Below are 12,826 nucleotides of genomic sequence, written 5' to 3'. Positions count from 1 at the left end.
CATGCCTATATTATATCTGATAAACCCTTTAAAATAAAGAAAAAATAATATAAACGTGTGCCTATGTAAAAATTGTAAAAAAGGAGCGCATTTTCGCTTCATGCCTTGTCAGGAGTGGACCATGAGGCCCAGAAAAGCGGAAATGTGCCTATTTACTGTCGAACTCGAGTTTAAAAATAAATAAAAAAAGAGCAGATTAATTTCTGCTCTTACATAAGTGGTAACTAAAATGGTAACTTGGCATCTATATTTAAGGATATTTAACCTAACGACGAATGATATAAAAACCATACAATATGCTAGTTTCTTCATATTTATATACCCATACCTGAACACCCTGTAGATTCCCGCCGTCTCCACCATACATAAGCTATGGTGGTTTTTTTACGGCATTTTTTAAACGTGTCGCTGAGAGCGGCACGCTTTTTGGGGCGGTCCGGGGTTCGTCAGATGAAAGTGTTCAACTTTAGCTTCGAAATCGTTAACCTAGCTTTGAAAAGCTTCAACTTTGCCGGAAAACGCGTTAACCACGGCCGGCAGATGTTCAAGGCGCTCAACCTGGAGCTGTTATATCGAAAATACCGTTAGTTACCTGCCTAATAGGATGAACATGAACTTCCGTATCAAAACGTTCAACTGCTCAGCTAGCCACTTAAGGCAGCCTGAACAAAAAGTTTCATTTGCAGCTTCGAACTTATAATTCTCAAACGAAACGTTATCATTCTCCTGCTGAATCTTTTCAGTCTCGAGCCAAATCTTATTACTGTTATCATTCAGCGTACGTTATAACGAAAATCTTTTCATTCATGCGCCCGAACTTATCAACCGCAGCAGTGAAGTTTTCATGCTTCCTTGTCACACAAAAACAGGCCGGCTCTTCCATGATGGATGCGCCGGCCTGTGCTCATTTATTCTACTGCTTTCGTATAGAAATCGGCGAGTACTTCCATCCCTTTAGAGAAGTGCTCGACCGGAAAGCTTTCGTTCGGTGAATGGAGGTTGTCCTCCGGCGTACCGAAGCCTAGCAGCACGACAGGAATGCCGAAGCCGCTGTCGATCGATTCTACAACCGGAATGGAGCCGCCAAGACGTACGAAGACTGTTTCTCTGCCGAATGCGGCCGAGTAACTTTCAGCGGCCTTCTGTAAAAGTGGGTGATCGGGGTCCACTTTGTACGCCTTCGCTGAGAGCGCCTCCCGCTTAATGTCAGCGCGTACGCCTTTCGGCACGTGTGCTTCAATATGTCGGACGAGTGCATCCTGAATCTGCTTCGGATCCTGACCTGGAACGAGACGGCACGTCAGTTTAGCCGTCGCTTCAGACGGAATAATCGTTTTGGTGCCGGCGCCCTGATAGCCGCCAAACAATCCGTTCACTTCGAGCGTTGGCCGGGCCATAGTATGCTCTTTTGCCGTATATCCTTTTTCAGGAGCTGTTTCGGGAACGCCTGTCGTCTCCGGATAGTGCTCGCCCGGTGCTTCGTTCATCAGCTTTCGCTCTGCTTCCGGGAGATTCTCAGCGCTGTCATAAAAGCCGTCTACCGTCACTTGTTCATCCGTGTTTTTCATCGTAGCGAGCAGCTGCGCCATCGCCATCGCCGGGTTTTTCACGGCACCGCCGTAAAGACCGGAGTGCAGATCGCGGTTTGGCCCTGTGAGCGTCACTTCCAGGCCGGTGAAGCCTTTCAGACCGTATAAAATAGTCGGGACTCCTTTGTCGACCATGCCGGAGTCGGAAATAAGTGCAAAATCACTTTTTAGCTCCTCTTTATTGTCGTCCAGATACGTGTAAAGGTGTTCGCTCCCGATCTCTTCTTCGCCTTCAATCAGCACCTTCACGTTTACAGGCAGACTGCCTTCCGTCTTCATCATCGCTTCAAAGACGGCAAGGTGCATAAACACCTGTCCTTTGTCGTCGCTTGCGCCGCGGGCAAACAAGCGGCCGCTGCGAATTTCGGGACTGAACGGGGCGCTGTCCCAAAGCTCATACGGATCGGCCGGCTGCACGTCATAGTGGCCATAGAAAAGGGCAGTCGGTGCATCGGCTGCTCCGTTATATTCGGCATAAACGAGCGGATGGCCGCCGGTTTCGCGGCGCTCTACTTTCTCAAAACCGATGTCTTCGAGGTAATCCGTCAGGAAGGTGACCGCCTCTTCCATTGCGGGTTTCTTTTCAGGATCTGTACTGATGCTTTCAATAGCGAGAAACTGCTTGAGCTTGTCCAGCAGGCGATCTTCGTTTTCCTGCAAATAGTCTTTCACACGTTCCATATGTATTCTCCTCCTCCAGATTAGGCTGCTTCTACAGTTTACTCCTTCTGCTGCTTAACGCGCAAATACGCACGCCTTTCAGAATAACGGCTGAATTCTGAAAACTCATTGCAGAAACGCGGGAAAGTCGTTAAGATAAAGGTTATAGTTTTCGCGTGACAGGCGCAGAGGATACAGGAGAGGATGACTAGACATGAGTGAAGAAAAAGATTTGCGTATACGCAGTAAAGTAATCAGTGAAGGGGCAAACCGGGTGCCAAACCGGTCGATGCTGCGGGCGGTCGGATTTACCGATGACGATTTTAAAAAACCGATGATCGGCATCGCGAGTACGTGGAGCGAAGTGACGCCGTGTAACGTACATATTGACAAGCTTGCTGTGAAGGCGAAAAGCGGGGCTGCTGCGGGCGGCGGTGCACCGATGATTTTTAATACGATTACAGTAGCGGACGGGATCGCGATGGGTCATGAAGGGATGAGCTTTTCCTTGCCGAGCCGGGAAGTCATTGCGGACTCGATCGAAACGGTTGTCGGAGCTGAACGGCTCGACGGCGTTGTCGCGGTCGGAGGTTGTGACAAGACAACACCTGCCTGCCTGATGGCAATGGGACGGCTGAATCTGCCGTCTGTATACGTCTATGGGGGTACAATCGCACCTGGCCGTCTTGACGGCAAAGACATCGATATCGTTTCTTCGTTTGAAGCAGTCGGACAGTATCAGGAAGGAATCATCGATGATGAACAGCTGCACAAAGTGGAGTGCAGTGCCTGCCCTGGTGCCGGAGCGTGCGGCGGTATGTATACGGCGAATACGATGGCGTCTGCCGTGGAGGCTTTAGGCATGAGTATTCCGGGATCGTCTTCGACGCCGGCGGTCAACGATTATAAAGAAGAGGAGTGCCGCCAGGCTGGCGAACTCGTCGTCGATCTACTCCGAAACGACATTTATCCTCGGGATATTATGACGAAAAAAGCATTTGAGAATGCGATTACTGTCGTGATGGCGCTCGGTGGGTCCACGAACGCGTTTTTACACCTGACAGCAATGGCTCACTCTGCAGGAGTAGAGCTTGATTTCGATGATTTTGAGCGCATTCGCAAGCAGGTGCCGCATATCGCGGACCTAAAGCCGAGCGGTCGCTACGTCATGCAGGATCTGTATGAAGTAGGCGGAGTACCAGCGGTGATGAAAGAGCTGCTGGAAGCAGGTCTGCTGCACGGTGACTGCCTCACCGTAACAGGAAAGACGATGGCGGAAAATCTCGCCGAAGCACCTGCCCTGAAAGAAGGTCAGGATGTCATCCGTCCGCTCGACAATCCATTCAAGCCGACAGGTCCGCTCGTCGTGCTGAAAGGAAATCTTGCGCCGGAAGGCTCAGTTGCCAAGATGTCCGGTCAGAAAATCAGCCGCTTTGAAGGAACAGCGAAAGTATATGATTCGGAAGCGGAAGCGACAAAGGCGATTGAAGCGGGCGAAATCGTGGAACACGACGTGCTCGTGATCCGCAATGTCGGTCCGAAAGGCGGACCAGGCATGCCGGAAATGCTTTCCATTACGGCGATGATCGTCGGGCGTGGGCTGAACGGAAAAGTGGCGCTCATGACAGACGGCCGTTTTTCAGGCGGATCGCACGGATTCGTTATCGGCCACATTGCACCGGAAGCTGCGATGGGCGGTCCGATCGGGCTGCTGCAAACCGGTGACAAGGTGACCATTGACAGCGACACGCAGGAAATTAACATGCACGTCGATGACGCGGAGCTCGCGGAGCGAAAGGCGAACTGGAAGGCACCGGAGCCGCGCTACAAGACAGGTGTGCTTGCAAAATATGCAGCGCTTGTCTCCTCTTCAGCGAAGGGAGCCGTTACAGACGCAGGACTGGATAAATTCTGATACTGCTTTACAGAACGGAACACCCCGTGATAAGATACGTTCAACCAACTGAACAGATTACTTATCCAGAGAGGTGGAGGGACTGGCCCGATGAAACCCGGCAACCATCAGCGCAGGCTGAAAGGTGCTACTTCCTGCAGAGAGGCGACTCTTTGGGAGATAAGTCCGTTTATTTTAACGAACTCTCCCGTGTCCTTTCTGCTAAGCAGACAGGCCGGGAGTTTTTCTTTTTCCTGAAATCAGTTGACGGCATTCCGGAAGCGTGGTAAGATTCAAACTAATTCAATTTATCAGATTAATCAAAGCGAAAAACTCAAGATTAATCCTAACTTCATACGAACGATATCTCTTATCCAGAGAGGCGGAGGGACTGGCCCGATGAAGCCCGGCAACCATTCGGATCTGATAAACAGATTCGGGAAGGTGCCAATTCCACAGAGCAAAAAGCTCTGAAAGATGAGAGAGAACAGAATGACTTCCTGTATCTCTCTATCTTTTTCAGATAGGGAGATTTTTTATTTGCTTCAGGGATTAACAAGATGGAACGTTGCAAATTTAAAACTAAGTATTCCAATTGATTTACTTAAAAAGTAGGAGGAATTTATTATGAGTGAAAAGTCATTTGAAACATACAATCCGGAAACGGTTATTTTACACGGCGGGCAGTCCCCTGATCCGACGACAGGATCCCGTGCGGTACCGATTTATCAGACGACATCGTATTTGTTTCATGATACAGAGCATGCAGAGAGCCTCTTTTCTCTCGATGAACCGGGGAATATTTACAGCCGCATCGGCAATCCGACAACGGACGTGCTCGAAAAGCGGATCGCGCTGCTTGAAGAAGGAGTGGCAGCTGTTGCTACATCTTCCGGAATGGCCGCTATTTCGCTGTCGATATTAAACCTCGCAAGTGCCGGTGATCATATCGTCGCGGCGACGAATCTTTACGGAGGCACGTATAACCTGTTTTCGGTCACGCTTCCTCGTTACGGAATCGACGTCACATTTGTCGACCCGCAGGATCCGAAGCATTTTGCAGGCGCTATTCAGGAAAATACGAAAGCAGTCTTTGCGGAGACAATCGGAAATCCGAGTCTGCACGTGCTTGATATTGAGGCAGTCTCGGAGGTGGCACACGAAGCAGGCATCCCTCTCATTATCGATAATACGTTTGCGACGCCTTACACGGCACGGCCGATTCAGCAGGGAGCTGACATCGTCGTTCATTCTGCGACGAAATGGATCGGCGGACACGGCACATCCATCGGCGGACTCGTCGTGGACGGTGGCCGTTTTAACTGGCAGTCGGAGAAATTTCCGGTATTCAACGAGCCAGACCCGAGCTACAACGGGATCGTATACGCAAAAGATTTCGGCACGCTCGCCTTCAGCACGAAGCTGCGCGTACAGCTGCTCCGCGATTTTGGTTCATGCCTGAGCCCGTTTAACGCGTTTCAGCTGCTGCAGGGACTGGAAACACTTCATCTGCGCATCGTGCGTCATAACGAAAACGCACTGGAGCTGGCCCGCTACCTGGAAGCGCACCCGGCAGTCGACTGGGTGTCCTATCCGGGGCTTGAAAGCCATCCCGCTCATGAAAATGCGGAAAAAGTGCTCGACTACGGTGGCGGAGCGGTTGTGAACTTCGGCATTAAAGGCGGACGTGAAGCAGGAAGCAAGCTGATTAACTCGGTTTCCCTCTGGTCGCATCTGGCGAACGTCGGGGATGCGAAAAGTCTGATCATCCATCCGGCTTCGACGACGCATCAGCAGCTGACCGGGGACGAACTGGAAAAGACAGGCGTTTTTGAAGACCTGGTTCGCTTATCTGTCGGAATTGAAAATGCGGAGGACTTGAAGAAAGATCTCGATCACGCCCTTCAGATTGCTACAGGAGAAGGAACGTCAGAAGAAAAAACGGTGATCAACGACGAGGGCGTCATTCGCTGGGCGCTGGACCGGGCAACGGTGGATGACAATGGAACGGTTCGACCGAAAACGATCGCCGTCGTCGGACTGAGCGGCAAGGAATCGCGGCCGAGTTACCGCCTGGCACGAAAGATGCAGCGGCTCGGGTACCGCATCATTCCGGTTAATCCGAGGGAAACCGAGATTTTAGGCGAAAAAGCATATCCGGACATCACGTCTGTACCAGGTCCGATCGACATCGTGCAAGTGTTCCGCAGTCCGGAAGCGGCGATTGAGATTGCCGAGGAAGCAGCATCGGTTCAGCCGAAAATCTTCTGGCTTCAGGAAGGCGTTATATCTGAAAAAGCAGCAGTGATTGCCAAAGAAGCAGGGCTTGAAGTCGTACACAATCGCTGCACCTATAAAGAAGCACAGCGCCTGCGCGGAACGATTTCCACGTTTGCATGCGAGCTTTAATAAGACGAGCAGCAGGGAGAGGCGACTGAACAAACCGCCAATATAAACGAAAACGGAGTGAAGATCATGAACAACTATTGGAAATTGGGAAGTATCGCAGCAGCGGCGCTGGTCGCTGCAGGCTGCTCCTCAGAATCAGAAGCGGACGGGTCTTCACCCGACACGATTACAGTCGACTACGCGTACTACTCCCCGACAAGCCTCGTCCTGAAGGAAAAGGGATTTTTGGAAGAGGCGTTCGCAGATGAAGGAACGGAAATTGACTACGTGCTGAGTCAGGGAAGCAACAACGCGCTGGAATTCCTGTCCGGCGGAAGCGTGGACTTCGGCTCTTCGGCCGGAGCGGCGGCACTTATGGCAAAAGGTAATAACGCGCCGATCAAAAATGTGTATATTTACTCTCAGCCGGAGTGGACGGCGCTCGTCACAGCAGAAGACAGCGATATTGATTCCGTTGAGGACCTTGCCGGCAAGCAGGTCGCAGCTACGCTCGGAACAGATCCGTATATTTTCCTGATCCGCGCGCTTGATGAAGCTGGTCTTTCCGAAGAAGATATTGAAGTCGTGCCGGTTCAGCACAACGACGGCGCGAACCTGCTCGCCAATGGAGAGGTGGACGCCTGGGCCGGGCTTGATCCGCACATGGCGAGACAGGAGCTGGAGATTAACGCTGATCTGTTCCACCGCAACAAAGACTTTAATACGTACGGATTTTTAAATGTAACAGAGGATTTTGCCGAAGCGCACCCGGAAGCTGTGGAAACAGTCATCGAAGCTTACGAGGAAGCTAGGCAGTGGACGCTCGACAACCCGGAAGAAACGGTAGAAATTATGGTGCAGGAAGCCGGCATCGATCCTGCGGTAGCAGAGCTGCAGCTGGAGCGGAACACGTTTGACAATCCAGTGCCCGGTCAGGAGCATGTTGACAGCCTGACGGCAGCAGGAGAAGTTCTGCAGAAATCAGGCAACCTTGATGAGAGCCTGGATGTGGAAGAACTTCTGGATGACTTGATTGATCCATCCTTTGCTGAGAATGTAATCAACGATTAACAAGGAGGAACTACGATGGCAGTAACGCATGATACAACCGCAGACAGAGCCTTGGCAGAGGTGCCGGGCCGTATAAAGAAGGAGCAGCGTGCGCTGCCGTCGTTTTTGAAAACAACCGGACTGGCTCTTTTGTTCCCGATGCTGCTGCTCCTCATCTGGGAAGGAACGGTCCGTTTTGAACTCGTTGCAGGTCACCTGCTGCCGGCGCCCTCCGAGGTTGTCGGCACAATCGGAGCCATGGCGGCAGACGGATCGCTCTGGGGCCACATCGGCATCACGCTGTACCGGCTGCTCTGGGGTTTCTTCTGGGGCACACTTGCAGCCGTGATACTTGGCTCTATTGTAGCGATGTCCCGTAACGCAGAAACGATGTTTGATCCGCTCATTCAGGCGTTTCGGGCGATTCCGTCCCTTGCCTGGGTGCCGCTCTTTATTCTGTGGCTCGGCATCGGCGAGCCTTCCAAAGTAACGCTGATCGCACTCGGGGTGTTTTTCCCGGTTTACTTAAATGTTGTCGGAGGCATACAGTCAGTCGACCGCAAGCTGATCGAGGTCGGCAAGGCATACAGCCTGTCCCAGTTTCAGCTTGTTCGGCGCATCATACTGCCCGCCTCGCTTCCGTCCTTTATCACCGGCCTGCGCAGCGGTCTCGGCCTCGGCTGGATGTTCGTTGTAGCAGCAGAACTTCTCGGTGCAAGTCAGGGACTCGGTTATCTGCTCGTACTTGGACAAAATACGCTGGCACCAAACGTGATTCTCGCGAGCATTGTGTTATTTGCGATCATGGGGAAGCTGACAGACTATGCGCTTAAAAAAATCCAGACACGCGCCCTGCACTGGCAGGACAGCCTGAAAACGTAAGGAGGAAAGCCGTATGAGTATACAAGTAGAACGGTTCGGCCGCTCGTTTGACGGCGTTACAGCTGTAGAAGATATTTCGTTTCAGGCAGAGCCGGGTGAAATTATTGGCCTGCTTGGCACGTCCGGCTGTGGAAAGAGTACGATTCTCCGCGGGGTCGCGGGTTTGGATACAGATTATGAAGGAACGATCCGGATCAGCGGCAAAGAAGTAAACGGGCCTTCCGGAGAGCTCGGTATTATTTTTCAGGAGCCTAGATTGATGCCGTGGCTGACTGTGCTTGATAACGTCTGCTTCGGCCTGGAAGGTCCGAAAGAGGAGCAGAAAGAAAAGGCGCTTGAGATTTTGAAAGTCGTCGGTCTGGAAGATTTTACAGGCCACTATCCGAAGCAGCTTTCAGGGGGCATGGCCCAACGGACAGCGATAGCCCGGGCGCTCGTGACAGAGCCGTCCACGCTGCTTCTGGACGAGCCGTTCAGTGCACTGGACGCGTTTACGAAACTGCAGCTGCAGGACATGGTGCTGGAGCTCTGGGAACGCTACAGCCCGACGATGATCATCGTCACCCATGATATCGATGAAGCGCTCACGCTCTGCGACCGGATCGTGATTCTAAAAGGACAGCCGGGAGAGCTGCATGACAACGTAAAAGTGACACCGGCCAAGCCTCGGCGCAAAAGCGATCCAAAGCTTGCCGAATTAAAGGAATACATTCTTGAAAGCCTTGATATGACAAGAAATGCGCAGAAGGAGGTCCGTGCATGAACGTTCTGAACCCATCTCCGCTTACGGCGGCGAATGCAAACATTACGATTGACCGCCAGCAGGGAAAAACGAGCTGGGAAGACGCCGTTAACTGGCTCGGTAAAGTGCCGGAGGGAAAATGGAATGCAGCATATGAGTGCATTGACCGCCACGTCGACGACGGCTACGGAGACCGGACGGCGCTGCTTTATACCGACAGAACAGAAGAAGCTGTGTACACGTTTGAGCAGGTGAAGAATATCACCGATCACTATGCGCGCGTTCTGAAGGCGGAAGGAGTGCTGCCTGGGGACCGCGTATTTATTTTTCTGCCAAAATCACCGGACTGCTACTTTGCTGTGCTTGCCGCTATAAAAGCCGGCGCAGTGGCCGGGCCTCTCTTCGAAGCGTTTATGGAAGAAGCGGTCAAGGAACGGATGCACGACTGTGAAGCGCAATATTTGATTACCGACGATGAGCTCGGCAAACGAGTTCCGGCAAGCGAATTGCCGCACTTGAAAAAAACGTGGCTGATCGATGAACTTCAGGCAGCAGCGGTTCCTGACGAAGAGGATCCCGTTGTGTGGCGCGGAGAACAAGATGGCATGCTTATTCATTACACGTCCGGCTCTACCGGCAAACCGAAAGGCGTGCTGCATGCGCAAAAGGTACTGCCGCATCACGTCATCAGCGGCCGCTGGGTGCTTGATATTAAAGAAGATGATGTATACTGGTGCACCTCGCATCCGGGCTGGGTGACAGGCAGCGTGTACGGCGTGTTCGCTCCGTGGCTGAACAGAGCGTCTGTTGTTATCCATGGAGGCCGCTTTGACGCTGCCGACTGGTACCGGCTGATTGACCGCTTCGGCGTGACGATCTGGTACAGCGCTCCAACTGCGTTTAGGATGCTGATGAGTGAAGGCAATCTGCATAAGCAGTTCAGCCTGAAAAGCCTGCGACATATTCTGAGTGTAGGAGAGCCGCTGAATCCTGAAGTGATTCACTGGGCATACAGAGAGCTCGGTGTCCGCATTCACGATACGTGGTGGATGACCGAAACGGGCGGACATCTGATCGTGAACCTGCCGTCTGACACGATTAAACCAGGATCGATGGGAAAAGCGTTCCCGGGCATTGAGATTGGGATTCTGGATGAGAACAATCAGCCGCTTCCCGCAGGCAGACAAGGGAAGCTTGCCGTGCGCTCACCGTGGCCTGGATTAATGAAAGAAATATGGAAAAACGAGGCGAAGTTCCGCTCGTATTTCACGGAAAACGGCTGGTATTTATCCGGTGATACCGCGTTGCAGGATGAGGACGGCTACGTCTTTTTCCAGGGGCGTGAGGATGATTTAATTAAAACGGCCGGCGAGCAGGTCGGCCCGTTTGAAGTAGAGTCGAAGCTGATCGAGCATGAAGCCGTGGCGGAAGCCGGCGTGATCGGCAAGCCTGATGAGATTCGCGGCCATATTATAAAAGCATTTATTACGCTTCGCTCAGGCTATGAGGCACGGGAGGGGCTGTCCGAAGAAATACGTCAGTTTGTAAAACAGAACCTCGCCGCACACGCTGCTCCGAAAGAAATCGAAATTGTCGACGAGCTGCCGAAGACGAAAATCAGCGGAAAAATATTACGGCGGGAATTAAAGCGCCGTGAACTGGAGAAGGAGGCTGCAACATGAGTACGAGAAAATTAGGGATCCTTGGATTTGGAACCGTCGGAAGCGGTGTTTACGAAAGCCTGGAGAAGGAACGGAAGCGTGTCGAGACGCTTGCAGGCTTTTTCACGATTCCAGTCGTCGTTGTTAAAGATGCGTCAAAAGCCCGCGCCACCGGACCGGATACGCTCGTAACCGACCGGCTCGAGGCGCTGTTTGAAGCAGAGGTGGACACCGTTGTAGAGGCGGTGACAGATGCGGAGGAAGCCTATCCCGCCGTCCGGAAGCTGCTGCAAAAAGGGATCTCGGTGATTTCAGCCAATAAGGAACTGATTGCCCGGCACGGGGAAGAGCTGCATCTGCTCGCAGCAGGGTCCGGCAGCAGATTGTTCTATGAAGCGGCTGTTGCCGGCGGCATCCCCATCCTGACTTCGATCCGGCATACGCTGAAAACAAACCGCATCCTGCGGGTGGAAGGCATCGTCAACGGCACCTCTAACTTTATTTTGACGAAAATGCGGGAGGAAGGCACCGCATTTGAAGCGGCACTGGAGGAAGCAACAGCACTTGGATATGCAGAAGCGGTGCCGGATAAGGATATCGACGGATGGGATGCCTGGTTTAAAACGACGATTTTGAGCTTCTGGATCAACGGCGCGGGGCCTGAATGGACGGAAGAGCGTCCGCAGGGTATCCGGGGCATAGATGTACGCGACCTGCATTTAGCAGAAAAGCTCGGCGGACGAATCAAGCACGTTGCTTCATTAGAAGGAACGAAAGCATCTGTCGGTCCGAAGCTTGTCTTAAAGGATCATGCCCTTTACGGTGTAGAAGGCGTGAACAACGGCGTGTATGTGGAAGCATCCTTGAGCGGACCGCTTCTCTTTCAGGGACCGGGAGCCGGAAAATTTCCGACGGCAGGTGCGGTGATTGAGGACGTGATCAATCACTGGACGAATACGGCAGAGGAAGAACCGCCGTTTACAGAGCCGGCCCCTGCAGAGGAAGAACCGTTCCCGTACTGGTTTATTACCGGCAGCGCCGTTCCGGATGAACTGGAGCCTGTCAGCCGGATTGTGGAATCAGACGGCAAGTACGGAGCGGTTGTCCGCCGCAGGCCGGAAGGAAAGGCGCTTGCAGTGCTTGGCTGTCCGGAAGAGGTTTTGCAGCCGGTTTAAATACTGGCTGTTCGCTTCTCCTTTTGCTACACTACGGTCAAATGCTGAAGGAGGCTGAAAGATGAGTATAAAAGTCCGTATTTACAGCGATTTCGTTTGACCTTTCTGCTATTTAGCGGAGGCTCCGCTTTTTCGTGCAATGGAAGGAAAAGATGTTGATATAGAATGGCTACCGTTCGAGCTGCGGCCGTATCCGCAGGAAACGCTGAGTCCGCACAGCGATTATATTCAGCAGGCCTGGCACCAGCGCATCCTGCCAATTGCTGACCAGCTCGGTGTGACGATGAATCTCAATATGACCGATCCGCAGCCGCATACCCACTTGGCGCATGAAGGTCTGCTCTTTGCAAAGGAACAAGACCTGGGTAACGCGTATGCGCACCGGCTGTTTAAAGCGTTTTATGAGGAAGGACTCGATATCGGAGACTTGTCTGTGCTGGAACGTCTGGCGGAAGAAACCGGGCTGGAGTCCGCAGCATTTCGAACAGCGCTGGAGGAACGCAGGTACTCAGCTGACCGTGAAGCATCTCAGCAGCGTGCCTATGAAGAAGGTGTTCAGGCGGTACCGACCTTTTTTATCGGCGGTCAGAAATTAACCGGGCTGCAGGGACAGCAGGCGTACGAGCAGGCGCTGGCCGATGAGATGGATTAGTTTTCCATAAAAGGAGGAAATCGTTCCGTTTTCGGGACGATTTTTTGCTGTTTTCTGCATTTTTTTTCGGTTCTAAGCAAAATTGTCCGCGCGCGGTGCGCATGAATATGATAGACTGATAAGGCAGTAATTT

The 12,826-nt window shown here is 52.3% G+C and carries 8 protein-coding genes, 1 pseudogene and 2 riboswitches; of the genes and pseudogenes, 8 read left to right on the top strand and 1 reads right to left on the bottom strand.

The features are described from left to right. Positions 1-908: 908 nt before the first annotated feature. Complete coding sequence (locus HCN83_RS12145; RefSeq protein WP_168007670.1) at positions 909-2,270, bottom strand: dipeptidase; 1,362 nt, start codon at positions 2,268-2,270, stop codon at positions 909-911. Positions 2,271-2,463: 193 nt separating this feature from the next. Here HCN83_RS12145 and ilvD point away from each other — a divergent pair, with 193 nt between their 5' ends. The 8 genes and pseudogenes from ilvD to HCN83_RS12105 form a co-directional block, all read left to right on the top strand. Further along, positions 2,464-4,164 carry a dihydroxy-acid dehydratase gene (gene ilvD, locus HCN83_RS12140; RefSeq protein WP_168007668.1) on the top strand — a complete coding sequence of 567 codons (1,701 nt, stop codon included), beginning with the start codon at positions 2,464-2,466 and terminating at the stop codon, positions 4,162-4,164. 58 nt (positions 4,165-4,222) lie between these two features. Beyond that, positions 4,223-4,330: riboswitch (SAM riboswitch) on the top strand. Positions 4,331-4,510: 180 nt separating this feature from the next. Then, positions 4,511-4,627, top strand: a riboswitch (SAM riboswitch). Positions 4,628-4,770: 143 nt separating this feature from the next. After that, complete coding sequence (locus HCN83_RS12135; RefSeq protein ID WP_168007666.1) at positions 4,771-6,552, top strand: PLP-dependent aspartate aminotransferase family protein; 1,782 nt, start codon at positions 4,771-4,773, stop codon at positions 6,550-6,552. A gap of 66 nt (positions 6,553-6,618) precedes the next feature. Continuing rightward, the gene (locus tag HCN83_RS12130) at positions 6,619-7,602 is read left to right on the top strand and encodes an aliphatic sulfonate ABC transporter substrate-binding protein (RefSeq protein ID WP_168007664.1); all 984 of its coding nucleotides are present in this window, start codon (positions 6,619-6,621) and stop codon (positions 7,600-7,602) included. A gap of 15 nt (positions 7,603-7,617) precedes the next feature. Further along, the gene (locus HCN83_RS12125) at positions 7,618-8,463 is read left to right on the top strand and encodes an ABC transporter permease (protein WP_168007662.1); all 846 of its coding nucleotides are present in this window, start codon (positions 7,618-7,620) and stop codon (positions 8,461-8,463) included. Between the two features lie 13 nt (positions 8,464-8,476). Continuing rightward, on the top strand, positions 8,477-9,226 hold the full coding sequence (locus HCN83_RS12120) for an ABC transporter ATP-binding protein (protein ID WP_168007660.1): 750 nt from the start codon (positions 8,477-8,479) through the stop codon (positions 9,224-9,226). Beyond that, positions 9,223-10,887 carry an acetate--CoA ligase gene (gene acsA / locus HCN83_RS12115; protein WP_168007658.1) on the top strand — a complete coding sequence of 555 codons (1,665 nt, stop codon included), beginning with the start codon at positions 9,223-9,225 and terminating at the stop codon, positions 10,885-10,887. Before HCN83_RS12120 ends, acsA begins: the two co-directional genes overlap by 4 nt. Then, positions 10,884-12,041, top strand: a complete 1,158-nt coding sequence (locus tag HCN83_RS12110) for a homoserine dehydrogenase (RefSeq protein WP_168007656.1) — start codon at positions 10,884-10,886, stop codon at positions 12,039-12,041. The genes acsA and HCN83_RS12110 overlap by 4 nt, the downstream gene beginning before the upstream one ends. A gap of 112 nt (positions 12,042-12,153) precedes the next feature. Next, a pseudogene (locus tag HCN83_RS12105) lies at positions 12,154-12,693 on the top strand (DsbA family oxidoreductase); the annotation flags it as partial. Positions 12,694-12,826 lie beyond the last annotated feature (133 nt).

Source organism: Alkalicoccus luteus, assembly GCF_012034335.1.
Classification (GTDB): domain Bacteria; phylum Bacillota; class Bacilli; order Bacillales; family Salisediminibacteriaceae; genus Alkalicoccus; species Alkalicoccus luteus_A.
The sequence above is the reverse complement of the archived record's forward strand: the minus strand, read 5'-3'. Positions and strand labels throughout refer to the sequence as shown.